This is a genomic window from Vibrio sp. 11-4(1), from assembly GCF_013048625.1.
GTDB classification, from domain to species: Bacteria; Pseudomonadota; Gammaproteobacteria; order Enterobacterales; family Vibrionaceae; genus Vibrio; species Vibrio diabolicus.
Genome location: NZ_VHSY01000001.1, coordinates 210402 through 235141, shown reverse-complemented (window position 1 = coordinate 235141; position 24740 = coordinate 210402). Strand labels below are relative to the sequence as shown.

Genomic DNA, 24740 nt, shown 5'->3' with positions numbered 1-24740 from the left:
TGATGATATTCAAGATTGTCAGTGTAAAGGTTAATTGCGTTTATTGAACAGTCACGTTTCATGGTCAAGACTAGATATTGAAATGATTACTTTTTACTGCTGAAGCGTATGTATAGCACTAGCGTAATTCCGCTGAAACAGTCAGCTTAACCAAAGGAGATTTAACATGTGGAAAGGTTTGATATTTGGGGCGGTGATGATGCTCGTGTCTGCTTGTACAACCATAACGACAGATGTTGATAAGCAAGCCGATTTTTCATCTTACAGAACGTTTGATTTCGGTGCCCAAGCAGAAGCCCCTACGAGTATTGATGGTCGACGTATTGAACAAGGATTGGCTGAACAGCTTGAAGACAAGGGCCTAATTAAAGTGAATAGTGGTGGGGACCTTTACGTTCATCATGATATCGTCGAAGAGTCCGAGCTTGTCTCTTCTGGGTCTTCGGTGAGTTTCGGTTATGGTTGGAATAGCTTTGGCGTGATCACTTCAAGCCCGGAACGATACAAAGAACGTAAGTATGGCAAACTGGTGGTAGAGCTTGTTGATGCAAAGGCTAATCAGGTTGTGTGGAAAGGTGTTTCAAGCAGGAAACTGTCTGAGTCTATGAACTCTGAGAAAAGAGAATCTCTGATTGAAGAAGAAATTGCGAAAATGTTTGAAAACTACCCTTACGGTGAAAAATAATTAGTATTCTTAACGATTAAGAATACTAATTGCCAATCGTTACGCACAGGGTTAAAAGAACTTATTATTTTGGTTTTGGTTACCTTTGTGCGTACGACTCTGATTGCTTTACTCGGACTACTTTTCTGCTTGTTGGCTCCGAGCATGAGTATGGCGCACTCATACCCAAATTTTCTTTCATTTCATAACCAGAATATTGCTGTTGACGCTAAGTCGAAGCACTTTTCAGAACACCCTGCCTCTCCAATACAACAAGACTATCCGAGTTTAAACAGCCGGAATATATTGAGGGTTAGCCATTCTAAGGAAACGAGCTCGAACGACGATGTAGAACTCGAATGGTTTGAAACGCTTGCTGTAGTTTGGTGGACACATCGTTCGGCAATTCACTCGATGGGGCTGCTAAAACGCATCGGCAATGAGGCTTTAGGTCGTTGTGTTGAAAGTATTTTTACTCATTCTAAATACAGAATCGGTGCGAGGAAAGAATCGAATCTCATATACCGCTTTATACATGCTCGCTAACACATTCCATGTTTTTACAATTTTTGGTTAGTTATGCTTAGGAGCGGTTTATGTTTGATTCGATAATTCAGGTCTTGAGTGCCTTTTGGCATCAAGATTTTACGGCGTTAATGGCGCCAGGCGGTGCAGGATTGGTTTATTTTGTTGTTGCTGCGCTTATCTTTTTGGAAAGTGGTTTTATTCCTGCTGCGCCATTCCCATGCGACAGTGTCGTCGTATTATCCGGTACGCTGGCGGCGGTTGGTGTCCTTGATCCAATAATGATCATGTTGGTGATAGCTGTTAGTGCGGGATTGGGAAGTTGGGCGGCTTACTTACAAGGCAAGTGGCTAAATCGCTTACCTAAGGTCCAAGGCTGGGTGAGCGCGGTTCCTCAAAAGCGTTTGGAACAGGTCGACGTATTACTCAGTAAACATGGATTGATCGCGCTTTTTTGTGCGCGGTTTATTCCGGTTGTTCGTTCCCTATTGCCATTAATGATGGGGTTGCGAGTGAAAGGTATTAGTAAATTCCATTACTTTGCGTGGCTGAGTGCGATTTTATGGACGCTGATATTATGCGGTTTTGGTTTATTGCTTCCCTTGTTACCAGAGAATATAAGCAAAACGATCACAATGCTATTAATGGCGGCCCCAATAATTACTCTCGTGATTGGGGTGCTTAGTTTCTTGTTTGTTAAAGCACGTCGAGCGTTCTGTAAATCCAATGATGTGTCAGAGTTTTCTCAGTAAGTTTACTTTGATTTGCACTTTTAAGCTTGTATACAGATTAGACATCTAGTCGGCTGGTTTTTATCAGTAAAAAGAAAGGCGCAATGTATGCGCCTTTCTTTTTGAGTGTCGTTAGGGTTTCGAATTTAATAGCCAATGCTATATAGATACTCGCCAACCTCTTTACATTGAGACTTGTAGATATTTTCTACTTCGGATTCATTCTTATCTGCTGCTTTAAATTCAAGCTCAGCAGAAGATAACTGGCTGAAACTGTAGTTTCTTTCAGACATTAGGTAGTGTCTGAACATCGCTCTGTGTTCTGGAATCGCAATACGTGCATTAGAAACGTTGGCACACTCTAGCAGAGTCTCATTGCTCATTTCTTCTGGCTTTGCTTCTGTGTTAGCGAAGGCAGAGCCCGTTGCAAATAGTAATGCTAGTGCGATAGTCGTAGCGAATTTTGTCATTATATGGACCTCAAATTGGTTCTAGTAACAATGAGCGTATTGGTTCTCATCGTTACATTTCCGTGTTCTCTGTATGTCATAAAAAGTTAAACAACAGGGAAGGCGTTGCGACCATGAGTAAAGACGTACATCAAATTGGCTTCTTTTCTTCCTGAGAGTCGATAGAGAGAGCGTTTACTCATCAGCCCGCCATAACCATCAAGAGGTAAGCGAGATGCTTGTTTCGCCAATTCCAATAGTGGTGGGGAAGAGAAAGCAACAAGTAAAAAATAATCAGGAGTAAAATCAGATGATAAAACACCATCAGTGGCGGATGTTCGACGGCAGGAAACCAGCGCTAACAACTCGCGCTTTATGTGCAGATAATAACCTTCTGAGCCCCAAGAACTTGGAGAGGCAAATGTATGGAATTCGCTGTGTGCTAGTTCAAAATCGTCTTGTTGCGCGAGTTTAAGTAAGCGTTCAGAGGTGTAATGTTTAGTGTGGTGATACGTATGCGCATATGAGGCAGCGATGAACCCTGAAAATAGGGACAATGAAAGCATCAATAATATACGGTGTAGATAACGCAAGAAGTAACCCTAAACATATAACGTCATAGACTATCACTATGACTACGGAATCTTAGTGACACTATGATAACAATGAAAATCGGTGTCTGACCAACTCAGCGTATACTAACGAGATGGAAGAGGGATGAACAGAGTTTTCTGATGTTATTTGGGTATAAGCTAATACCTAAATAACTTTAGCGTTGAAGCAAGCGAAAACTGGATAAACAGGTAAAGAGAGTCTTGATAAAAGGAAGCTTGAGCCAATCCAATTATTTGTTAGGGAAGAAATAGAGCATTCTTCCCCACATAATTTGCACCGTGTTATGCGCTTGCATAAATAACACTGCCGCCTTTTATGGTGTCAATGATCTCACGAGACAACTTCTTTGGCAGTGCAGGGCAACCCCAACTGCGCCCAAGGTAACCATTCTTCTTGATAAAAGAAGGGTTAGCATAGTCGGCACCGTGCACAACGATATAACGCTCGCGAGCTTTATCGTTCAACCCTGAGCTCAAACCATCAAGTCGAAGTGAATAGCCATTTGAGCCGTAGTAGGTGGTGTCAGTCAAAAACGTGCCCAGTGATGTTTTACGCGAGTTCACCACATTTGAAAACTGCGTCGCTGTTTTCTTTCCACTGTTCACACCGTGAGAAACATAAGTATTGTAGATAAGCTTCTTTTTATCTAAATCAACCACATAAAAGCGTTTTTCAGTCGATGGTTTACTATAGTCGATGATGGTTAGTACTGATTTCTTTCTATCAGGTGTTTTTTGGTACGCGATGTAAGCGTCACGAAACAATTTAAAGTCTACTACGCCATCTAACTTTGCTTGTTTGAACACTTGTTCAATTTGATTCTGTGGTATGTGACTTTTGACTTCGTTATCTGCTTGTTTTGCAAAGGCAAAAGGAGAGGCAGACAGAAATGTCCATATAAATAATAAAATTAACTTTTTCATCTTGGCTAAATAAAACTCTATGGTGTTACAAATTTACCGATTGCTTCATGCATTCGTTAAAACAACATGCACATCAATATAATTCTATTCCCAATGTTTCTTATTGTACGCTTAGGTACTTAATATTGGGTTAACGATAAGTTTTCAAGTTAAAAACTAACTGTTTGAAACTAAAATAAATTATGAAGTTAATCGATTGTTTCGATAAACTTCGGCATAAATAATATCTGATATGCGTAATTAATAAAACTGTGTTTAAGGATATTTGTGAGGTGGCGAATTTATAAAAACGACGTTTTATTTTTTCTAGATTAGAAATTCTTTTTATTTCAATATGTTTGTTTTTTGTACGTCTATTTAGCTTGCGTTTAGATTTGTGATTTGACTCGTAACAAATCGTAACGTCAACTCGTTATGTGTGTTAGTGCATTTTAAGTGAGTGGGTAAACAACAAGATGGATAAGAAAGGTAGATAAATACCGAGAAGAAGGGCACTTCCTGTTCACGAGTGATAAAGCTAAGTCTAAGTGGAGCCGACAAATGAGCTTCTACACGAATCATCTAAGCCGATGATTAGCAGTACAAAAGTAAGTTTTGTCAGCTTTTACTTATTTCCTCATTTTTTCAATTAAATACATAAAATCTGAACTAAACTTACCAAAAAGTAATTCTATCGTTTTGATTAAATATTTAAATAACTGAGAGATTTCATCGAAAAATAATAATACCAAAAATTAGCGTACGAACTTGTGTGGTTGCTTATATTATTGAAACTAAGGGTAAAGTCTTGTTTCTATATTATATAAGTACAGCAGCCACATACATGGCTTCTGTACTTAATCTTTAATAAGATGTCCCTTGAACAGTAATTGAACCTACTATGGAACCATCGAAGCGGCTATCGTCATTTGCGGATTGCCACCACAAATTCAGTTGTTCCTTACTCATTGGCTTACCAAATAAATAGCCTTGCATATAGTCACAGCGGTAGGCCGATAACCATTCATGCATCACATTGTGCTCAATACCTTCTGCGGTGACCGTTTTATTTTGAGCGTGGCATAGATCGATGATGGGTTTGATTACATGACCGTTGTTGGTTTTCATCAATGTAACGAGGAACTCTCGGTCAAACTTGATCTTTTGAACTGGATATTGAACAAGTTGAGTCAGCGATGTATAGCCAGAGCCAAAGTCATCAATGGCGAGACGATAGCCACGCTTCGACAGCTCATCAAGTAATGCTGTACCTTGTTGTTCTGTGGCAAAGGTTTCTGTTATTTCTAACTCAATACATTCTGGCTTCACACCGTTTTTGCTTGCTTGGTCATGAATATAATTCGCCATTTCGATGGAGTTAAGTTCTGCTGAAGAGAGGTTGATCGAAAGGACAATGTCTTTGCCAAAAATATTTCTTAATTGGTGATATTCCGCTGTCGCGTTGGCGAAAACCCAGCGATCAATTTTATCAAATAAGCCCGCCTGTTCCGCGATTGGGATAAACTCTTTCGGAGGCACGGGACCAATGCCTTCCGCTTCCCAGCGCAATAATACCTCTAGTCCTTCAATCTCGTTGTCCCGATTATTCATATAGGGTTGAAAAACGAGATGGAACTCTTCTTCCACGTTGCTTTTTCTGAGCGCTCGCTCAAGCTGACTGCGTCTTTGAGACTCAACATTGAGAGCTGCTGAGTAATAAGCGTACTGGTTTTTCCCGGCTCGTTTGGCTTGATACATTGCCGCATCGGCACTGGAGAGTAATTTCGCGACGTCTGTACCGTCTTGAGGGTACTGAGCGATACCTACGCTTGCAGTCACGGGGAATGAATTACTCCAAGATGGACTGAGATTGCTAATCGGTTTTAGCAACTCTGAGGCCAGCAAGTCGGGTAGGCGTTGTGCATCCTGATTTGAGCTCAATAAAATAGCAAATTCGTCACCAGACAATCTTGCTGCAAAACAGGGACTATCGTAGTCGTGCGAGAATTTTTGACAGACATTTTTGATGTGTGATGAAAACACCTTTAATAAGTTGTCTCCCAGTTCATGCCCGTATTTGTCATTAACGTACTTAAAGTTATCGAGATCGACATAAATGACCCACAAATGCAGCGAAGGGGAGACGAGTTCACGAGTTGCAAGTTCATGGAAACGATGACGATTAGCGAGTTGCGTTAGGTGATCCGTTTCAGCCAGGCGTTTTGTCTTCTTATATATGACGTTGAGCTCTTCATACATATCAAAAAAGCGTGAGGATAAGCGTCCTATTTCATCGTTTGTTTCTAGCTTTTCAATGTTGCCGCGTTGATTTGTTTCCAGCTCTTGTAGCTGTTTATCGAGGCGAGAAACGGGGTGTAATACATAACGATACAAAACCAAAACAATTAAGGTGATGGTGCAAAACGCCGCCACACCAAAGGAAAGGGCCAGTTCTAGCCACACTTTATCGACTTTATTCCACATCAAATATTCAGCAGGGGATAGTACCGCATAAAAGTGTGGCAATAGTTCAATCGTCTGAGCGAGAGGAATATCGAGATAAATAGGCTTGTCGGCAAAAGTTATCACGCTATGCGTGTCGAACTCGATTTCGTGCTTGATCTCATTGAAGGCTTCGAGCGATACCGATACCACCACGAAAAAGACATTTTGCGGATCAAAACTTAGAGGTTGTGTCCCTGTTCGTTTGTCGATGAGTTCGTATTGCAGAAGAATACTTTGCCCGCTGGAATTGTAAATAAAGCCAGTATGGTTAAACGCTTCTCTCGTACTAAAGCTTCGCGAGATGTAATCCAATACCTTAGGGTCGACTACACCTGATGATTCGTAGTATTTATTTTCTGTGTAATAAAGAAGGTTTTGTTTCCCGTCGAGAATCGCCATGCTTGCATCGCCTGTATAGCCATGGCTTAACACATCTGCGGTTTCATCGAGTCGGTTAAATAACACGCGCTCACGATACGGATTGTTATGATTCACCAAGTAGTCTTGCAATACATCACTTTTGCTTAATGTGTATGCATAACTATTGAGGAATATGTTGGCTTGTCGGAACTGCCCTGCGAGCTTTTCCATTTGCAATTGGATATAGCTGTCTTCTCGCTTGATGAGCGTTACTTTTTGAATGCTGTAAATAATATAACTTGATACCAGCGCGCTTAATAAGATCACTGGCGCGACAAGCAAGATGACTCGATTGCTTAACTTCATTATGGCTTTTAGTTTCCGTTTGTGTCCCTACAAACGTCGCATACCATATAAGGTACTGAACGGATGATGTGTTTTGCAAATTGTAACCAGATTGTAAGGTGAGCGTTCTCCAAAATCAGACAACCATCCAAGAACTGTGATGATGTGTAAGGTTTCCATCTCATTAACTAGAGTGTTTCTCAGTAATGGGACGTATCTCTTTTTCAACTGTCTTTAAAAACCTCACTTCAAGTGTAGATTAATCCAGTCATCGAAACGTTTCGATGATAAAGTGTGACTCATGTACCTTTTTACTATTCGATGACCCGCTAATTACGGATCATTCTCACACCTTATCGATCTCACTCTGGTCAAATTACCACAACGAATTATTATTTCATCGAAACGTTTCGATGAGTTTTCTGTTAATAACGAAAACACTTTAAACAGGCGCTCATGGTTGTATGAACGTGTAACCGAAAGGTCGATGAGATGAAAAAAAGTACCCTAATTAACTCAGATATTTCTTACTTGGTGGCGACGCTAGGCCACACCGATGAGATCACGATATGTGACGCTGGCCTGCCAATCCCTGAGCATGTACAGCGAATTGATTTGGCGCTAACGCATGGCGTACCAAGTTTTCTTGATACTGTTCGCGTGATTCTATCTGAGTCGCAAATCGAAGGGGTCATCATTGCGGAAGAGTTTTCTGATGTAAGCTCTGTTTTGCATCAAGCATTGCTTAACGAACTGAGCAAAGAGAGCGAAGAAACGGGTAAATCTATCGAGATCAGCTACGTGTCACATGAAGCATTTAAAGCACGCACAGCACAAAGCCGCGCTGTCGTTCGAACTGGCGAATGCTCGCCATACGCGAACGTTATCTTTCAAGCGGGCGTGGTTTTTTAAGCCAGAGATATTGAGGACAGATTATGACTCAAGCCATTCTACAACTGAGCGACATTGAGAAAGCGTTCCCGGGCGTAAAAGCACTGGACAAAGCGAGCCTGAATGTTTACCCAGGCCGTGTCATGGCGCTCATGGGAGAAAATGGAGCAGGCAAGTCAACATTGATGAAGGTGCTGACTGGCATCTATCACATGGATGCGGGTAGCATCCAATATCAAGGCCAACCTGCCGCGTTTAAAGGGCCGCGTGACTCACAGGAAGCGGGTATCAGCATTATTCACCAAGAATTGAACTTGATCCCTGAACTGACGATTGCTGAAAACATCTATCTAGGTCGTGAATTGACCGGCACGATGGGGCGTATTCAGTGGGGCAAGATGTATGAAGAAGCAGACAAGTTGCTTCAACGCCTTAACGTAAAACACTCATCGAAAAAGTTGCTTGGTGATTTGAGCCTTGGTGAGCAACAAATGGTGGAGATTGCGAAAGCGCTTTCGTTTGAATCAAAAGTCATCATTATGGATGAGCCAACCGACGCGCTGACCGATACCGAGACGGAGTCACTATTTAAAGTGATCAACGAACTTCGAGAGCAGGGCTGCGGCATCGTTTACATCTCACACCGTCTTAAAGAAATCTTTGAAATCTGTGACGACATTACCGTGCTTCGTGACGGTAAATTTATCGGTGAATGCAAAGTAGCAGACACTGATGAAGACGGCCTGATCGAAATGATGGTTGGTCGTAAGTTAGAAGAGCAATACCCACGTATTGATGTGCGACATGGCGAAACTTGCCTTGAAGTGATTGGCCTGACTGGATCTGGCGTTCACGATGTGAGCTTCACACTGAAACGCGGTGAGATTTTGGGTATTTCTGGTTTGATGGGGGCAGGCCGCACCGAACTGATGAAAGTGATTTACGGCGCGTTGCCAAGTGAGCATGGTGTTATCAACCTCGATAACAAAACCATTAACCCGGTTAGCCCACAAGATGGCTTAGCAAATGGCATCGCTTATATCTCTGAAGATCGCAAAGGCGATGGCTTGGTGTTAGGTCTCTCGGTTAAGGAGAATATGTCACTTTGTTCTCTCAATCATTTGACTAAAGGCTTCCAAATCCAACATAGCGACGAAGTGATTGCCGTGGAAGATTTTATCAAGCTATTTAATATCAAAACCCCTACGCGCGACCAAATCATTGGTAACTTATCCGGCGGTAACCAACAAAAAGTGGCGATCGCGAAAGGGTTAATGACCAAACCTAAAGTTCTGATTCTCGATGAGCCAACACGTGGCGTCGATGTCGGTGCGAAAAAAGAAATTTATCAACTCATCAACAAGTTCAAAGCCGAAGGCATGAGCATCATCTTGGTGTCTTCCGAGATGCCAGAAGTGCTCGGTATGAGTGACCGCATTCTGGTTATGCATGAAGGTCGTATTACTGGCGAATTCGATGCGAAAGACGCCGATCAAGAAAAATTACTCGCCTGTGCCGTAGGCAAAAAGATCAATGAGGAAGCAGCATGAGTACTAATACCATGAGCAAACCAACCGAAGCTAGCAACAAGAAGTTGTTCACAAAAGAGTGGTTGATTGAGCAAAAATCACTGATAGCACTGATTTTTTTGATTGTTGTTGTGTCATTTTTGAACCCGAACTTCTTTACGGTCGACAACATTCTCAACATTCTTCGTCAAACCTCAGTGAATGCCATTATCGCGGTAGGTATGACACTGGTTATTTTAACCGCAGGCATCGACTTGAGTGTTGGTTCCGTACTGGCGTTATGCGGTGCCTTTGCGGCAAGCATGATTGCGCTTGAAGTCCCGGTGCTGGTGGCGGTTCCGACTGCTTTAGTCGCAGGTGCAGCGTTAGGTGCAATTAGCGGCATCATTATTGCGAAGGGCAAAGTACAGGCTTTTATCGCTACGCTGGTTACCATGACGTTACTACGCGGTGTGACTATGGTGTACACCGAAGGTCGTCCAATCTCGACAGGTTTTACTGACACAGCTGATGCGTTTGCATGGTTTGGTACCGGCTACGCGCTAGGTATTCCAGTACCTGTTTGGTTGATGGTAGTTGTATTCGCTGCGGCTTGGTACCTACTTAACCACACTCGCTTTGGTCGCTACGTTTATGCACTAGGTGGCAACGAATCAGCGACTCGTCTATCTGGTATCAATGTAGACCGAGTGAAGATTGGTGTGTACGCCATCTGCGGTATGCTGGCAGCGCTTGCAGGTATCATCGTAACTTCTCGTCTATCTTCCGCTCAGCCAACTGCAGGTATGGGCTACGAGCTAGACGCTATCGCAGCGGTTGTTCTTGGCGGTACCAGCTTGATGGGCGGTAAAGGCCGTATCATGGGTACGCTAATTGGTGCGCTGATTATCGGTTTCTTAAACAACGCTCTTAACCTACTAGACGTTTCCTCATACTACCAAATGATTGCCAAAGCAGTGGTTATCTTGCTCGCAGTACTGGTAGACAACAAAAACAAATAATCCATAACCATTAAATCCTGAATACAAACCGAGCCAGTGGGCGTGTGCTGGCTCACCCTACACAAAGGACTAGAACGATGAAAAAACTTGCAACTCTTATCTCTGCTGCACTTCTTTCTTCCACTGTATCAGTAGCGGCACAAGCCCAAGATACGATGGCGATTGTGGTTTCGACGCTAAACAACCCGTTCTTCGTAACGATGAAAGACGGTGCGGAAGCTAAAGCGAAAGAATTGGGGTACGACTTAATTGTACTGGACTCGCAAAATGACCCGAGCAAAGAACTGTCGAACATCGAGGATTTAAGTATTCGCGGCGTAAAAGCAATTCTTATCAACCCAACGGATTCTGATGCTGTGTCTAATGCGATTCGTATGGCGAACCGTTCTAAGATCCCTGTATTGACACTAGACCGTGGCGCAAGCCGTGGTGAAGTCGTGAGTCACATCGCGTCCGACAACGTGATTGGTGGTGAAATGGCAGGTCACTACATTATGGAAAAAGTTGGCGAAAAAGCAAAAGTAATTCAGCTTGAAGGTATTGCGGGCACATCGGCGGCGCGCGAGCGTGGTGAAGGTTTCATGAATGCCGTGAAGGGCAGCGATATGGATCTTCTTGCCAGCCAACCAGCAGACTTTGACCGTACTAAAGGCCTAAACGTGATGGAAAACCTACTCGCGGCTAACCCTGATGTACAGGCGGTGTTCGCACAAAATGATGAAATGGCGCTGGGTGCACTTCGCGCCGTTCAAGCTTCTGGCAAAGACGTCGTTATCGTTGGTTTTGATGGCACGGAAGACGGCATTGCGGCAGTTAACCGTGGCAAACTAGCAGCAACCATCGCGCAGCAGCCAGATCTTATCGGTGCTTTGGGTGTTGAAACGGCTGACAAAGTCTTGAAAGGTGAAAAAGTAGAAGCATACATTCCGGTACCACTAAAAGTAGTGACTAAATAAGTTTGACGTTCAATAAAGCGTCCTAATTTTTGCTCTCTCCTCCGTTTATATCTGTCGTTTAGGAGGAGAGGGCAAACATACCCAAGAGACTTAAAAATGCAGGGTATAGATGCCTTTGGCTTTTTATCGTGACTCCTTCGTTAGGAAGAGAAGTTAAAGTCATCTAATGTATTTTCCAAAATAGTTTTTCAAAAAAAGGGTTCATTCAGAACCGAGGATAACCGTATGAATAAGTTAGTGGTGTTAGGTAGTGTAAACGCTGACCATGTTCTTCAAGTGCCTTCTTTCCCTCGCCCTGGCGAAACGCTACATGGTCGCAACTATCAAGTTATCCCAGGTGGCAAAGGTGCCAACCAAGCTGTTGCTGCAGCTCGACTCAAGGCTGATATTGGCTTTATTGCTTGTGTAGGCGATGACTCGTTCGGCATCAATATTCGTGAAAACTTCAATATGGACGGCATCGACATCACAGGTGTGAAGATGCAACCAAACTGCCCAACTGGCATTGCGATGATTCAAGTGTCGGATAGTGGTGAAAACAGCATTTGTATTTCAGCAGAAGCGAATGCCAAATTGACAGCAGAAGCGATTGAGCCAGATTTAGATCGCATTCGCCAAGCGGATTACCTGCTGATGCAATTAGAAACGCCGATGTGCGGCATTGAGAAAGCCGCGCGAATCGCGAAAGATACCAAAACCAATGTCATTCTGAACCCAGCGCCAGCTCGTGAACTGTCAGACGAACTGCTTGCTTGTATTGATGTCATTACACCAAATGAAACCGAAGCTGAAGTGTTGACGGGGGTAACGGTAACGGATAATGACAGCGCGCAAGAAGCGGCGAATGTGCTTCATAGCAAAGGTATCGAAATTGTCATGATCACTCTCGGTGCGAAGGGTGTTTGGTTAAGTCAAAATGGTAGAGGTGAGCTCATCCCGGGGTTCCGTGTTGACGCGACTGATACCACCGCAGCAGGGGATACGTTTAATGGGGCATTCGTCACTGGCCTGTTAGAGGATTTACCTTTAGAATCAGCAATTAAGTTTGCACATGCGGCGGCTGCAATTTCTGTGACCCGCTTTGGCGCGCAGACGTCGATCCCAACTCGCGAAGAGGTGGACGCGTTTCTCGCTGCACAATAGGGCTTAAACGCCTCATTAATTAGGAGTAATAACATGGCGACGATGAAAGACATCGCAAAACTGGCAGGGGTTTCCACTTCAACAGTGAGCCATGTTATTAACAAGACGCGTTTTGTGAGTGAAGAGATCTCCGAACGCGTCAATAATGCCGCAAAAGAACTCAACTACTATGCGCCATCAGCTTTGGCGCGTAGCCTCAAAGTCAATCGTACCAAAACCATTGGTATGCTAGTGACAACTTCAACCAACCCATTCTTTGGCGAAGTCGTAAAAGGCGTCGAACGCAGTTGCTATCACAAAGGCTATAGTCTCATTCTATGTAACACAGAAGGTGATAATGAACGCATGCGCCAATCCATTAATACGCTTTTGCAAAAGCGTGTCGATGGTTTGATCTTGATGTGCTCCTCGCTAGAAGGGGAGCGTATCGATGTATTTGAGCGTTATCCTGATATCCCAGTCGTGGTGATGGATTGGGGGCCAATGCTGTTTACGAGCGATAAAATTCAAGATAACTCGCTTCGTGGCGGTTACCTAGCGGCGAAATACCTGATTGATTGCGGCCACACAGAAATAGGATGTATCACCGGCCCTTTGATTAAACACCAAGCACAAATGCGATACGAAGGTTACAAACGTGCGATGAACGAAGCTGGCTTGGAATTTAATGCTAACTGGATAATTGAATCGGACTTCGAATGTGAAGGCGGATATCAAGCATTTATGAAAATGGCGCAGCGAGGCACCTTACCCAGCTCGATTTTCGTTTCCAATGATATGATGGCGATGGGTGTGATTAACGCCGCAAATGAGCTCAATATTAAAGTCCCGGAACAGATTTCAATCATCGGTTACGATGACATACATATCGCGAAGTTCATGTCGCCATCACTCACCACAATTCACCAGCCTAAATACCGTCTTGGGCAAGCTGCCGTGGAAACGCTTGTCCGAAAACTGGATGATAAATCAACAGAAGCGCAAGTCGTGCAATTAGAACCTACCTTAGTTGAACGAAAAAGTGTCAAGATATTAAAGTCAAGCAGCACTAGATGACCTGTGATGTTGAGCTAAAAAATCAAAAAAGTCGTTTCTCTTTATACTATAAAGCCTTACTATCACCATTGATTATAAATAAAAATATTAATTGTTGTCTGGCGGATTAGTTAAATGTTATCAAAAGGTTACGCTAAGTTCTCCGTAAAGCATCCTTGGTTTCACCGAGTTAATGTTATTGCGGTCATACTGATTTTTTTTGTGAGCTGTTATCAGCTCTTGGTGAATGAAGCATTCGAGTACGCAATTGGGTTTGTTATTACACTTTTGGCGTCAGCTTTATTTGCATCAGCTTCCGCATTCAAAAAGCGCTATTTAGGTTTGGATTCTTAGGCGTGTTAATTTCCAAGCGGTTCAATTGAGTCATTTATTGCTTTCAAGCAAATATTGAACTGAATTATGATCGAGTGCATCAAGAGGGGGACAAATGTCCTCCTTTTTGTTAGGTGTCACGCCCTAATATAGGCATATTCCCAAACAAAATAATAAAGGACATCGACATGGACCTACTTGCCTTACTCGATATAAACAACACACTGGTTAACATTCCAATTGGCGGCGGTTACGCAATGAGTTGGATCGAAGCTTTCGGTACGGTTTTTGGATTGCTTTGCATTTGGTTTGCTAGCCAAGAAAAAACCATCAACTACTTATTCGGTTTGCTGAATGTCACTCTTTTTGCCGTTATCTTTTTCCAAATTCAGTTATACGGATTATTACTTCTTCAACTGTTTTTCTTCTGTGCGAACATTTACGGTTGGTATGCGTGGACTCGTCCAAACGCGGAAGGTGAAACGCTGGAAGTACGCTGGTTAAACAAACAGAAACTCATCGCCACTGCTTCTATTAGCGTTGTGTCTATCGCGTTGTTAACCATCTACATCGACCCTTTTTTCTTTGCATTAGCAAACATTGCTGTTGATAGCTTGAATCTCTTTGGTGCAGGTTTGGCTGATCCGGTACTTGAACCTGATGCGTTCCCGTTTTGGGATGCAACCATGACAGTACTTTCTGTTGTTGCACAAATTCTGATGACACGTAAATATGTGGAAAACTGGATTCTTTGGGTTGTGATTAACATCATTAGTGTTGGCATCTACGCGACACAGGGTGTTTATGCGATGTCCGTTCAGTATGCGATTTTGATGTTCATTGCTGCCAATGGTACGCGTGAATGGGCCCGTAGCGCCAAGCGCAATGGCGATAAAACCTTAGCTCAAGCTGCAGCATAAGGAACGAAAAATGGCTAAACAACCTCATATTGGTGTTGATGAAACACAAGTCGCTCCTCTCGTCATTGTATGTGGTGAGCCAGACCGAGCTAATCGTATTGCCGCATTATTGGATGATGCAGAAATGATCTCGGAAAATCGCGAGTACCGTGTTTTTACTGGCAAATACAAGGACCAGCCTGTTTCAGTATGCAGCACAGGCATCGGCGCTCCATCGATGATCATTGCGGTAGAAGAGCTAAAACAGTGCGGCGTAACTCATGTGGTACGTGTTGGATCGGCCGGTGCGATGCAATCTGGGATTCAGCTTGGCGAGCTAATCATTGCCGAAGGTGCGGTAAGAGATGAAGGCGGCTCCAAAGCGTATGTGGATTCGGCTTATCCGGCGTACGCAAGCTTTTCCTTATTAAAGGAAGTTGAGCGTTACCTGTCAATACAAGAGGCGCGTTATCATTTCGGTGTGGTACGTTCTCACGACAGTTTCTATACCGATGACGAAGATGCGATATGCCAATACTGGAACAAGAAGGGCGTCTTAGGTGCCGATATGGAAACCTCAGCTCTGTTTGCCGTTGGCCGATTACGTGGCCTTCATGTGGCTTCGATCTTAAATAACGTCGTTTTGTATCAACAAGATGTGAAAGAAGGGGTTGGCCAGTACGTTGATGAAGCGAAAGTAATGATGCAAGGTGAGAAGCTTGCTGCAATGACGGCGTTAGAAGCGCTGATTGCTCAGAGATAGTCCGTACTAACTTCAGTAACTCTTATAAATCAATGAATGTAAAGCGACAGGCCACTGTCGCTTTTTTATTTGGTGTTACGGGGTACAATCCACCTGAGATAGTTATCAGTAACTTTTCCGAGAGAGCAGAGAATGAAAATCAGCCCGTATCCAACTGGCCGCTTCAAAACATACCTTGAAAAAAAGAGCGTTGCCTTTCGTGAGATGATCTATCAGTGTCAAATTAGTACGCGTTACTTTGATGCTGGGGAAGAAATTCTCCGCCAAGGTGAGCAACTTCAGTACTTATATGTTGTGCCGGTAGGTCGAGTGTCAATGAGTATATTGGCCGCGAATGGGCGACGCTTTCAATTAGGAGAGGCAAACTGCGACTACCATATCTATGGTGAAATGGAGTACTTCACTCAGACTCCTTGCCAATGGAATGTGATTGCAGATGAGCACATGCAGGTTGATGTCATCTGCATCCAAAAACTAACTGAAGCGCTACAAAAGCATCCAGAAATGATGGTGTTCTTTGCTTCAGCGTTGGCCGAAGATTATCAAGATTCTATGGATATCTATACCAATCGGTTATTGCATCCCATTACTTATAATATTGCGTATGATCTTTTCGTCCGTAATCAAACCAACACATTGCTCGGTGGCTTTGACAAAGTAAATCAAGAAGCTGAGCGATTTGGTACTTCTGGTCGTGTTTATCGACGTGCAGTTAAAGATTTGATTGAAAAGGGATTGATTGCAAAAACGGAAAACGGGTTGGAGATTATTGATGAGCTTGCACTTAAAGCATTTATCGAAGCGCATGAATGATACACCTAGATATTGCAATGAATGGTTTTTATAAGTCTTTGATATAGTTGAAGCTCGAATAAGCGTAACTAATGTAAAGTACCTTAAATTTTGTTGAATGCAGTAAAGAGTAACGTTATATTGCGAACGCGCATGATAATAGATCTCATTAAGGCTTAACAAAATGAAAAAATTCGTCGGTGCGGCTATGCTGTCGCTATTTACTGTTTCTCCTTCTTTCGCTGCTAAGGTTGTGATTGACCATTACATGGGGCAAACCGAGCTAGAACAATCACCAGAACGCGTGGTTGTGATTGGCTTTGGACCGCTAGATGCGCTGGACAACTTTGGTATCGATCCTGTTGCAGTCTCTAACTCTTCTAATCTGCCTAGCTACCTTTCAAAATACAGCAAAGATAACTACACCTCTGCGGGTAGTTTGTTTGAACCTGACTTTGAAACCATTTACATGCAAAAACCAGATTTGATATTGGTTGGTCCGCGAGCGTCTGCGAAATATGAAGAGCTGAGTGAAATTGCTCCTACGGTCGTTTTTGCTGCGAAAGAGAATCAAGGTTACTGGGAAGGTACGCAAGCACAGTGGCGCAATATTGGTAAAATCTTCAATATCGAAGAAAAAGTAGAGCAGAAAATTGAAGCGCTAGATGCTCAATTCAAAGCAATCCGTGACTACAACCAATCAAATAACAATGATGCGTTAACGATTTTAAGCATGGGTGACAACATCAGTGCGTTTGGATCTCAATCGCGATTTGGTGTGATTTATAACGATTTCGGTTTCTTGGAAACGGTTGAACACGTGAAAACGGGCACTCACGGAGATGTTATTTCTTATGAATTTATTCGTGAAGCTAACCCGAAAAATATACTCGTAGTTGACCGCAATTCGCTAAAAGGCACGCCAGATAACGATATTCGTAAGTCCATGGATAACGACTTAGTCAAAGCAACCGCCGCATATAAGAATCACAAAATCACTTATTTAGATGTGGACGCGTGGTACTTGTCGATGTCTGGTGTGACTGCAACAGAAAAAATGGTCAGTGAGATCAAGCAAACCGTTGAACTGTAATCCAAGATAGCAGAGGTTAACTTTGAAAAAGTTATTGCTAACCCTTGTGGTTTTAAGCACGGTTTCGTTGTTTGTTGGGGTGGCAAACATGACGCCCCAACAGTTATTTTCGGGTGATGAGAAAGCGTTGGAGCTTTTCTTTACCAGCCGTATACCACGTTTATTTGCCATATTACTCGCTGGTGCTGGCTTGAGTATTGCGGGTCTTGTCATGCAGCAAATCAGCCAGAACCGATTCGCGGCACCTTCTACAACTGGTACGATCGAATGTGCCATGCTGGGCTACGTACTGAGCGTGGTTTTCTTTGGTAACGACAATCACCTTTGGCTCGTATTCGGCATCTCGGTGTTTGGGACGCTAGCATTTATTTTCTTTATTCAACGCATTCAATTTAAGAGTGTGGTCTTTGTGCCACTTGTCGGAATTATTTTCGGCAATGTCATCCAATCAATGACTACATTTATTGCTTACAAATACGATGCGTTACAAAGTCTAAACGCGTGGACGGTAGCGAATTTTGCCAACATCTTACGTGGTGACTTTGAGCTACTGTACATCGCGGTACCAATGGCTATTCTCAGCTATCTTTTTGCCGCAAGGATTTCAGCCGTGGGTATCGGAAAAGATTTCGCGGTTAACTTGGGGTTAAATTATCAGCAGGTTGTCACGATTGGCGTGCTGTTGGTGTCCATCATGTCGGCAAGTGTCGTGATGATTGTTGGGCAGCTGCCATTCCTTGGTCTGATTGTGCCGAACCTCGTTAGTCACTTTTATGGTGATAACCTCAAAAAGAACATTCCGCTTACGGCCATGTATGGGGCGACTTTAGTGCTGTGTTGCGACTTGGTGAGTCGTTTGATTATCTTCCCTCATGAAATGCCAATCTCTATCGTGATCAGCATATTGGGTGGCGTGGTATTCATCGCGATGTTGTTGCGAGGTAAGCAACATGCGTGATTCAACGAAAATCCTACTGCTAGGTGGCATTGCGGTACTTTTTGCATGTTTGTTTATTGGTATTGGGCTAACGGCTGACAACTACCAGTATTTTTTATCTCGTAGAGTTCCTAAAGTATTGGCGATAGTGCTAGCGGGTGTGGCTATTGCTCAGTCTTCACTTGTATTTCAAACCATTACGCACAACCGAATTTTAACGCCAAGTATCATGGGGTTTGATGCGCTGTATGTGTTGACGCAAATTTTGATCGTGCTGATTTTTGGTGGTTTGAGTACTTTAGTTCTTAACTTGTATGTCAATTTCGCGATTGCCGTAATTGTAATGGTGTCGTTTTCGTTATTGTTGTTTGGTTTTTACTTTTCTAAAGGAAGCAAGAACTTGATTACGTTGCTATTGGTCGGCTTGATCTTTGGTCAGCTATTTTCCAATGCGGCGTCATTTTTCTCTTTGCTGATGGACCCAAATACGTTTGCAATCGTTCAATCGAAACTTTACGCCAGCTTTAATAATGTAAAAGTGAATTTGGTTTACTTTAGTGCACCAGCTTTGATGTTTGCATGTTGGTTGCTATTTAATATGCATCGCACTTTAGATGTGTTTTGGCTCGACCAAGACAATGCGAAAAGTTTGGGCGTCGACGTACCTAAGGTGACGCGAAATGTATTCATTATCTCGGCGGTTCTGATTGCTATTTCTACGGCTCTAGTGGGACCAATTATGTTCTTTGGTTTGCTGGTGACCAACTTAAGCCGAGAAATGTTCCGAAGTTACCAACACAAAACGCTACTGGTTGGTTGTTCGTTTCTCTCCATCAGCTCGTTACTGGCTGGGCAATGGATTATCGAGAACGTGTTCAGTTTTGAGACGACGTTGAGTGTCGTTATTAACTTTATTGGTGGTGCGTATTTCTTATACCTACTACTGAAAAACAAAGTTGTATAAATATGATAGTGATAGACAAATTAACGAAGGCCTTCGGTTCAAACAAAGTAGTTGATGAGGCCAATACTCAGTTTGAAAAGGGCAAGGTAACATCGATTATTGGCCCGAATGGCGCGGGAAAGAGCACGCTGTTATCTATGGCTTCGCGCTTAACGGAGCGGGATGGTGGTAGTGTTATCATTGATTGCAAGGAAATTGCGGAATGGGACACTAAAGAGTTAGCGAAAAAGCTGGCGGTACTTCGTCAAGCCAACTCTATTACCATGCGATTTACCGTGAAGGAGTTGGTCTCTTTTGGCCGTTTCCCATACTCCAAAGGAAATCTGACCAAAGAAGATCATGCGGTGATTGAACAAGCGATCGACTATCTAGATTTACAAGGTATCCAAGACAAATATTTGGATGAATTAAGTGGTGGTCAGCGACAGCTTGCGTTTATTGCCATGGTGATTGCACAAGATACAGACTACGTTTTTCTTGATGAACCACTTAACAATCTAGATATCAAACACTCTCTTCAGATCATGAAAGTCGTGCAGCGGTTAGCTCATGACATGAACAAAGCCATGGTGGTGGTAATTCATGATATTAATTTCGCAGCGTGCTACTCGGATGTCATATTGGCGCTTAAGCAAGGCAAAGTTGTGGCAAGTGGTGCGGTGGAAGAGGTGATTCAGGCGTCTACGCTAGAGGATATCTACGAAACGCCGTTTAACATTATCGAATTAAACGGCAAGCGCATGTGTACTTACCACTAATCGAATCTCTGGCTAATGAAAGCGATTCCTCAATGAGGATAGATAGGCGAGTTTACTTGGTGAGCTCGTCTATGATTGGGCATCGGCTTTCAGCGTCTCCCGGACAAGAAGAAACCCAACCTTCGAGTTGCGTTTTGATCTCCATGAGGTGCGCGATTTTTTCTTCAACCTCTCTCAGCTTATCCATGGTTCTTGCTTTTACTTCGCTGCTTTTTCGGTTGGGATTATGGGCAAGTTGCACAAACTCTTTGCATTCTTGCAATGAAAAGCCTGCGTTTTTTGCGCGTGATACTAAGTTAAGCTCTTGAATATGATTATCTGAATATTCGCGATAGCCAGAGTCACTGCGCGCTGGTGGAGATATGATCCCTTTGTCTTCATACAATCGAATCGACTTAGATGAAAGCCCAGTAAGCTTTGCGACAGCACCAATATTCATGTTTAACCTCCATAACGTTTAAGGCGAGTATATACCGATGTTGTGGATAAGACACTCCTAAATAACAGTCAGTTACCTGGGGCCTCTTTACTCTTTTATCACTTCATGCGGTGGTACACCAAATACCTTTTTGAAAGCGCAGGTGAAGTTGGAAGGGTGGTGGTATCCGGCTTCATAAGCCGCTTCCGTGATCGTCACTAGGCCACGTTCCAAGTGTTGCCTCGCAATCTCAAGGCGACGAAAGCGAATATAACCATTTACGGTCATATTCAGTGATTGTTTAAATCGGCGCTGCAGGTTTGAAACGCTCATTGAAAACACGCTTGCCAACTTTTCTAAGCCTAGTTCTTGCTCAAGGTGAGTTTCTATATAGCTAACAATATCCTCTATTCGACCATCTGTGTGCCGTTCAAGGTTATTTTTATTAGCACTGAAGTGCTTGGGGATTTGTTCAGTCGCTTGATGCAAAATTTGATAGATCAAGCTTTCAACTTCCAACTTATCTTGGAATTCTTGTGGTGTTTCTCGGCTTGTCAGCGTTTCAGCTAGTTCGCATAACGCCTGGTTAAGCTCTAGAGGATGAAACGCCTGATGAGAGTTAAAAAAGGACCGATGACGACAGGTTTGGTCAAGGCGAGCCTCTAGCCACTGGGGCTTAACCAATATGTTGATCTTATTAATGAGGTTATCTTTGAGCAGTGAACGACGAAAGTTTGCAGGTTTGAGTAGGTTCACCACGACACCTTTAGGGCCGTCGCTTGCGTCTAAATCAAATTGCAAATCGTCGTAGCCAAATGAGAGCTTACCTTCTAAAAGAATAGTGACCAACAGTGAGGCGTGGGCAGTAGAAACAATATGTGAATCAACAAGCTCTAGGCAACGTCCTCCATGAACAAAGATTTGATCATTGTACTGATATGATAGGAATTTGCCTTCTGCCAGTTGAGTTTGACAAGGTTGACCTTGAGTGACGATCCACTGCTTTTCTGTGGCTTCCAGTTTTTGGGTTAAAGCGATCTTGGCAATTCTAGTTCGTTTTGGTGTGACTTCCTGCATTTGACACTTCCTCATAACACTTGTGCGATTTCGCATAATCAAATCGCCTTTGTATTTATAAAACTCATGCTTATTATACCTGAGAATTATTATCATTAATATTTAGGAATGAAGTTATGGAAAGCCCTGCTTGTTCATCTATCAAGCTTTCAAGCCTTTGCCTTGCAGTGGGAATGGCGCTATCAAACCCTGTTTTAGCTCAAGATACCGAGTCACATTTTGAAGAAGTCGTTGTATGGGGAACAAAAGTTTCTAGCAATACTGAGTCGATGTTTGCGGACGACATGTCACTGAAGCAAGCGGATCATATGTCTGATTTACTGCGCGATATTCCCGGTGTGGATGTTGGTGGAACACACTCTGTGAATCAACGTATTACCATTCGTGGTTTGAGCGAAACCGATTTGGACATTCGTCTTGATGGTGCTTCTCAGCATGCGAGCATGTTCCATCACATTGGGAACTTAACTCTAAACCCTGACATTCTCAAATCTGCCGATATCCAGGTAGGTAATAACTCTGTGACTCAAAATGGCTTAGGCGGCTCGGTTTATTTTGAAACGAAAGACGCTCGTGATTTACTTCGTTACGATGAAAAGTTTGGCGCTCGTGTTTATGGCGGTTATGCATCCAACGACAACCAACAAGGCTCGTTGACACTGTACGGGCTTTTGTCCGAAAACATTGATGCGATGGTTTATGGCCATTACGTTACGCGCGATGACTTTGAAGATGGTGACGGCAACAAAACCTATGGCGCTGCAGGTGATGTTTACAACATTCTGGCTAAGTTGGGGTATGAACTAAACGACATCCATCGTTTTGAGCTCTCTTATGACATGTACCGAGACAGTGGTGATTACAGTCCGCGTCCTGATATGTCGGGTAGTGCGAACAATGGCTTATCGAGCACGTTACTTATTCCTACGGATTATGACCGAGATACCGTTACCTTGAGTTACGAGCTGCGAGGCGAACAGCATAAAGGTAACGTCACACTTTATAATACCGAGACAGAAATTAAACGGGATGAGAGCGTTATGGCTCCTCGCTGGCCTTCGAACCGTTTATCGAAGAACACCGCTAAAAACCAAAACTTTGGTTTGAATGGTAAGTTCCAGTCGGATGTTATGTTAGGTGAGTTTGATAATCGAATCACCTATGGTTTCGACTACATGGATAAGACATCTTCAAGTTACTACGGTAGTCGTAAGTTCATGGATGAATCGGCCATTTCAACCGCATTGTTTGTAGAAGACCAGTTCTTCTTCTCTGATGCTTTCTTTGTTACCGCAGGTATGCGTTTTGATGATTACAAACGTGAAGCTGAAACGGGGAAGAGTAACTATGATGATGTGACCTGGGCCCTAGCAGCAGAATGGGCAGTCACTCAGGATTGGACGTTGTTTGCGAGCGCACGCTCTCTATTCAAAGGCCCTGAGCTGATGGAAACCTTTATTGCCTACCAAGACGTTGCATTTTTAGAGGATGGACTAAAGCCTGAAACGGGATTGAACACGCAGGGTGGTGTCCGTTTTGATAAAACCTTTGATAAGCATTTCTTTGGAGCGAATATTACGGCATTCCAAACGGAAATTGATGATTACATTGCAGACCAGTACCAAAACGCGACTCAAACTTACCTGATTTACAACTTAGGTGATGTTGAGATTAAAGGCTTTGAGGCAAGTGCTTCTTATGGCTACGACAAGTTTAACAGCAAACTTTCTTACTCTAAGTCGGACACCAAAAACAAGAATACTGGTGGTCCTGTTGCTGGGGGCAATGGGCGTAGCATTGATATGGGTGATAGTATTGCTCTAACTTTGGATTACCAGTCAGACGCTTTAGAAACGATCTTCGGGTGGAACTCAATGTTTGTTCTAGAGGAAGGCAACGTCTTTGATGGTCAGCCAAAGAAAGCAAGCTATGATGTACATAATCTATATGCTCAATGGGTGCCGTCTAATATTGATGGACTGTCGGTGACCTTTGGTATTGATAACGTATTTGACGAGTTGTACAGCTCTCATGCGTCTCGTTCGGGTACGGCACGTGGCTTCACGCTTGATGACTACGAGCCGGGTCGCAACTTCAAACTTTCTGCTGCTTATCAATTCTAATAGAGCTCCCGAGAGGGGGCGCTTCAAAACACGAGTAAATTCATGATTAAAGAAAGCACCCGAATAGATAGCGAACACGCTGACAAATACTTAGTGACGCTTTGTCGGCATTTTGGACGAAAGGTTCCTTCTACTTGGAATGAACACAGCGGTTTGGTGACATTCCCGACGGGAAAAGCGGAGTTTGCTCTTTGCGAGTCTAGCTTGACCATTATTTGTGAGGCGGATTCCGAAGAGAAACTGAGCACAGTGAAGGCGATAATCTCATCGCATGTAGACATGTTCTCTCGTCGAGAAACATTAGCACTTAACTGGGTTCGCTAGAGCTATTGATGAATGTGCAGAAAATGAGAGCGCATTAAAAGCAAAAAGCCCGCGATCTTATCATTCGCGGGCTTTTATTGTTCGAATGCTATTGCTTTTTAGGCTCTAGATTCTAGGCTTTTTTTTTCCTGTTGCATTTTTGCTAGGAAGTAGATATTAACGCAAGCAATAAAGCCGTTAGTTAATACTACAGGCCAAGAATCAATCATTAGTCCGTAAGCAGTAAATAGCGCACAACCAATAAAGTTAAGGATACGAAGCTTAACAATATCTTTCATAGTTAGCGAAATTGCGACCATGATTGAAGCTGCATAACCTAAAATCTCAACCATATTCATGTCCATTTTTTGACCCTCTTAAAATCTGCCGAATTTTGTCGGTACCAATTCTTCTCATCTTGAGATTAATGAGGAAGCTCCATGCCTCGAATGGTCTTTTTTTGTTGTATGGACGCACTATATCAATGGAAAAACCGTGATAAAAGCCTCAAATCAAGGTTAAGAGAAGGTTAGCGATTACGCAAACGTTTAGGACGGGAATTACTGATAATTTTACTTATTGTGTTGATTGATAATAACGATGGTATTAATAGCTCTCACATCATTGAA

Annotated in this window: 24 protein-coding genes; 17 read left to right on the top strand and 7 right to left on the bottom strand. The window is 43.1% G+C overall.

Annotation, left to right across the window (positions count from 1 at the left end; translation table 11 throughout):
- The first annotated feature begins 166 nt into the window (after positions 1–166).
- Both FKN16_RS00965 and FKN16_RS00960 read left to right on the top strand, forming a co-directional pair.
- Entirely contained in the window at positions 167–685 is a 519-nt protein-coding gene (locus FKN16_RS00965) for a DUF4136 domain-containing protein (RefSeq protein WP_170901776.1), read from the top strand.
- 575 nt (positions 686–1260) lie between these two features.
- Positions 1261–1941, top strand: coding sequence for a DedA family protein (locus tag FKN16_RS00960; protein ID WP_170901775.1), 681 nt, complete (start codon positions 1261–1263; stop codon positions 1939–1941).
- 125 nt (positions 1942–2066) lie between these two features.
- Here FKN16_RS00960 and FKN16_RS00955 read toward each other — a convergent pair whose 3' ends face one another.
- From FKN16_RS00955 to FKN16_RS00940, 4 genes are all read right to left on the bottom strand, one after another.
- The gene (locus FKN16_RS00955) at positions 2067–2390 is read right to left on the bottom strand and encodes a hypothetical protein (RefSeq protein WP_005397141.1); all 324 of its coding nucleotides are present in this window, start codon (positions 2388–2390) and stop codon (positions 2067–2069) included.
- An 86-nt stretch (positions 2391–2476) separates the two neighbouring features.
- Positions 2477–2935 (bottom strand): hypothetical protein, encoded by a 459-nt coding sequence (locus FKN16_RS00950; protein ID WP_005397143.1) that lies wholly within the window; start codon positions 2933–2935, stop codon positions 2477–2479.
- A 330-nt stretch (positions 2936–3265) separates the two neighbouring features.
- Positions 3266–3907, bottom strand: a complete 642-nt coding sequence (locus FKN16_RS00945) for a murein L,D-transpeptidase catalytic domain family protein (RefSeq protein WP_006741014.1) — start codon at positions 3905–3907, stop codon at positions 3266–3268.
- An 843-nt stretch (positions 3908–4750) separates the two neighbouring features.
- Positions 4751–7117, bottom strand: coding sequence for an EAL domain-containing protein (locus FKN16_RS00940; RefSeq protein ID WP_170901774.1), 2367 nt, complete (start codon positions 7115–7117; stop codon positions 4751–4753).
- A gap of 471 nt (positions 7118–7588) precedes the next feature.
- Here FKN16_RS00940 and rbsD point away from each other — a divergent pair, with 471 nt between their 5' ends.
- From rbsD to vctC, 13 genes are all read left to right on the top strand, one after another.
- Positions 7589–8008 (top strand): D-ribose pyranase, encoded by a 420-nt coding sequence (gene rbsD / locus FKN16_RS00935; protein WP_170901773.1) that lies wholly within the window; start codon positions 7589–7591, stop codon positions 8006–8008.
- 23 nt (positions 8009–8031) lie between these two features.
- Positions 8032–9537, top strand: a complete 1506-nt coding sequence (gene rbsA, locus FKN16_RS00930; protein WP_170901772.1) for a ribose ABC transporter ATP-binding protein RbsA — start codon at positions 8032–8034, stop codon at positions 9535–9537.
- Positions 9534–10517: a ribose ABC transporter permease gene (rbsC, locus tag FKN16_RS00925; protein ID WP_006741011.1), complete on the top strand. Its 984-nt coding sequence runs from the start codon at positions 9534–9536 to the stop codon at positions 10515–10517. Before rbsA ends, rbsC begins: the two co-directional genes overlap by 4 nt.
- Positions 10518–10594: 77 nt before the next feature.
- Positions 10595–11473 (top strand): ribose ABC transporter substrate-binding protein RbsB, encoded by an 879-nt coding sequence (gene rbsB / locus FKN16_RS00920; RefSeq protein WP_006741010.1) that lies wholly within the window; start codon positions 10595–10597, stop codon positions 11471–11473.
- A gap of 225 nt (positions 11474–11698) precedes the next feature.
- A complete protein-coding gene (gene rbsK / locus FKN16_RS00915; protein WP_170901771.1) occupies positions 11699–12616 on the top strand; it encodes a ribokinase in 918 nt (305 codons plus the stop codon).
- 33 nt (positions 12617–12649) lie between these two features.
- The gene (locus tag FKN16_RS00910; protein ID WP_005397164.1) at positions 12650–13672 is read left to right on the top strand and encodes a substrate-binding domain-containing protein; all 1023 of its coding nucleotides are present in this window, start codon (positions 12650–12652) and stop codon (positions 13670–13672) included.
- A 500-nt stretch (positions 13673–14172) separates the two neighbouring features.
- Positions 14173–14904, top strand: a complete 732-nt coding sequence (pnuC, locus tag FKN16_RS00905; protein WP_005397168.1) for a nicotinamide riboside transporter PnuC — start codon at positions 14173–14175, stop codon at positions 14902–14904.
- A gap of 10 nt (positions 14905–14914) precedes the next feature.
- A complete protein-coding gene (locus FKN16_RS00900; protein WP_109169875.1) occupies positions 14915–15646 on the top strand; it encodes a nucleoside phosphorylase in 732 nt (243 codons plus the stop codon).
- A gap of 132 nt (positions 15647–15778) precedes the next feature.
- Entirely contained in the window at positions 15779–16459 is a 681-nt protein-coding gene (locus FKN16_RS00895) for a Crp/Fnr family transcriptional regulator (RefSeq protein WP_006741007.1), read from the top strand.
- A 163-nt stretch (positions 16460–16622) separates the two neighbouring features.
- Positions 16623–17531 carry a siderophore ABC transporter substrate-binding protein gene (locus FKN16_RS00890; protein ID WP_048624947.1) on the top strand — a complete coding sequence of 303 codons (909 nt, stop codon included), beginning with the start codon at positions 16623–16625 and terminating at the stop codon, positions 17529–17531.
- Between the two features lie 22 nt (positions 17532–17553).
- Positions 17554–18489, top strand: coding sequence for an iron chelate uptake ABC transporter permease subunit VctD (gene vctD, locus FKN16_RS00885; RefSeq protein WP_104972467.1), 936 nt, complete (start codon positions 17554–17556; stop codon positions 18487–18489).
- Positions 18482–19432: an iron chelate uptake ABC transporter permease subunit VctG gene (gene vctG / locus FKN16_RS00880; RefSeq protein ID WP_046875986.1), complete on the top strand. Its 951-nt coding sequence runs from the start codon at positions 18482–18484 to the stop codon at positions 19430–19432. Before vctD ends, vctG begins: the two co-directional genes overlap by 8 nt.
- A gap of 2 nt (positions 19433–19434) precedes the next feature.
- Complete coding sequence (gene vctC / locus FKN16_RS00875; RefSeq protein ID WP_005397181.1) at positions 19435–20190, top strand: iron chelate ABC transporter ATP-binding protein VctC; 756 nt, start codon at positions 19435–19437, stop codon at positions 20188–20190.
- 52 nt (positions 20191–20242) lie between these two features.
- Here the strand turns inward: vctC and cueR are convergent, their stop codons facing one another.
- The gene (gene cueR / locus FKN16_RS00870) at positions 20243–20629 is read right to left on the bottom strand and encodes a Cu(I)-responsive transcriptional regulator (RefSeq protein ID WP_012842332.1); all 387 of its coding nucleotides are present in this window, start codon (positions 20627–20629) and stop codon (positions 20243–20245) included.
- A gap of 87 nt (positions 20630–20716) precedes the next feature.
- Entirely contained in the window at positions 20717–21685 is a 969-nt protein-coding gene (locus FKN16_RS00865) for an AraC family transcriptional regulator (protein WP_065645903.1), read from the bottom strand.
- A gap of 116 nt (positions 21686–21801) precedes the next feature.
- On the opposite strand from FKN16_RS00865, the gene FKN16_RS00860 reads away from it, so the two are divergent.
- Both FKN16_RS00860 and FKN16_RS00855 read left to right on the top strand, forming a co-directional pair.
- On the top strand, positions 21802–23808 hold the full coding sequence (locus tag FKN16_RS00860; RefSeq protein WP_170901770.1) for a TonB-dependent siderophore receptor: 2007 nt from the start codon (positions 21802–21804) through the stop codon (positions 23806–23808).
- Positions 23809–23850: 42 nt separating this feature from the next.
- A complete protein-coding gene (locus FKN16_RS00855) occupies positions 23851–24132 on the top strand; it encodes a DUF2218 domain-containing protein (RefSeq protein ID WP_170901769.1) in 282 nt (93 codons plus the stop codon).
- Positions 24133–24230: 98 nt separating this feature from the next.
- Here FKN16_RS00855 and FKN16_RS00850 read toward each other — a convergent pair whose 3' ends face one another.
- Entirely contained in the window at positions 24231–24476 is a 246-nt protein-coding gene (locus FKN16_RS00850) for a YgjV family protein (RefSeq protein WP_005397186.1), read from the bottom strand.
- Between the last annotated feature and the right edge of the window lie 264 nt (positions 24477–24740).

Excerpts from the sequence above, each read along its gene's own strand:
- FKN16_RS00965 (WP_170901776.1), top strand. The coding sequence starts at position 167 with ATGTGGAAAGGTTTGATATTTGGGGCGGTGATGATGCTCGTGTCTGCT.
- FKN16_RS00960 (WP_170901775.1), top strand. The coding sequence starts at position 1,261 with ATGTTTGATTCGATAATTCAGGTCTTGAGTGCCTTTTGGCATCAAGAT.
- FKN16_RS00955 (WP_005397141.1), bottom strand. The coding sequence starts at position 2,390 with ATGACAAAATTCGCTACGACTATCGCACTAGCATTACTATTTGCAACG.
- FKN16_RS00950 (WP_005397143.1), bottom strand. The coding sequence starts at position 2,935 with ATGCTTTCATTGTCCCTATTTTCAGGGTTCATCGCTGCCTCATATGCG.
- FKN16_RS00945 (WP_006741014.1), bottom strand. The coding sequence starts at position 3,907 with ATGAAAAAGTTAATTTTATTATTTATATGGACATTTCTGTCTGCCTCT.
- FKN16_RS00940 (WP_170901774.1), bottom strand. The coding sequence starts at position 7,117 with ATGAAGTTAAGCAATCGAGTCATCTTGCTTGTCGCGCCAGTGATCTTA.
- rbsD (WP_170901773.1), top strand. The coding sequence starts at position 7,589 with ATGAAAAAAAGTACCCTAATTAACTCAGATATTTCTTACTTGGTGGCG.
- rbsA (WP_170901772.1), top strand. The coding sequence starts at position 8,032 with ATGACTCAAGCCATTCTACAACTGAGCGACATTGAGAAAGCGTTCCCG.
- rbsC (WP_006741011.1), top strand. The coding sequence starts at position 9,534 with ATGAGTACTAATACCATGAGCAAACCAACCGAAGCTAGCAACAAGAAG.
- rbsB (WP_006741010.1), top strand. The coding sequence starts at position 10,595 with ATGAAAAAACTTGCAACTCTTATCTCTGCTGCACTTCTTTCTTCCACT.
- rbsK (WP_170901771.1), top strand. The coding sequence starts at position 11,699 with ATGAATAAGTTAGTGGTGTTAGGTAGTGTAAACGCTGACCATGTTCTT.
- FKN16_RS00910 (WP_005397164.1), top strand. The coding sequence starts at position 12,650 with ATGGCGACGATGAAAGACATCGCAAAACTGGCAGGGGTTTCCACTTCA.
- pnuC (WP_005397168.1), top strand. The coding sequence starts at position 14,173 with ATGGACCTACTTGCCTTACTCGATATAAACAACACACTGGTTAACATT.
- FKN16_RS00900 (WP_109169875.1), top strand. The coding sequence starts at position 14,915 with ATGGCTAAACAACCTCATATTGGTGTTGATGAAACACAAGTCGCTCCT.
- FKN16_RS00895 (WP_006741007.1), top strand. The coding sequence starts at position 15,779 with ATGAAAATCAGCCCGTATCCAACTGGCCGCTTCAAAACATACCTTGAA.
- FKN16_RS00890 (WP_048624947.1), top strand. The coding sequence starts at position 16,623 with ATGAAAAAATTCGTCGGTGCGGCTATGCTGTCGCTATTTACTGTTTCT.
- vctG (WP_046875986.1), top strand. The coding sequence starts at position 18,482 with ATGCGTGATTCAACGAAAATCCTACTGCTAGGTGGCATTGCGGTACTT.
- vctC (WP_005397181.1), top strand. The coding sequence starts at position 19,435 with ATGATAGTGATAGACAAATTAACGAAGGCCTTCGGTTCAAACAAAGTA.
- cueR (WP_012842332.1), bottom strand. The coding sequence starts at position 20,629 with ATGAATATTGGTGCTGTCGCAAAGCTTACTGGGCTTTCATCTAAGTCG.
- FKN16_RS00865 (WP_065645903.1), bottom strand. The coding sequence starts at position 21,685 with ATGCAGGAAGTCACACCAAAACGAACTAGAATTGCCAAGATCGCTTTA.
- FKN16_RS00860 (WP_170901770.1), top strand. The coding sequence starts at position 21,802 with ATGGAAAGCCCTGCTTGTTCATCTATCAAGCTTTCAAGCCTTTGCCTT.
- FKN16_RS00855 (WP_170901769.1), top strand. The coding sequence starts at position 23,851 with ATGATTAAAGAAAGCACCCGAATAGATAGCGAACACGCTGACAAATAC.
- FKN16_RS00850 (WP_005397186.1), bottom strand. The coding sequence starts at position 24,476 with ATGGACATGAATATGGTTGAGATTTTAGGTTATGCAGCTTCAATCATG.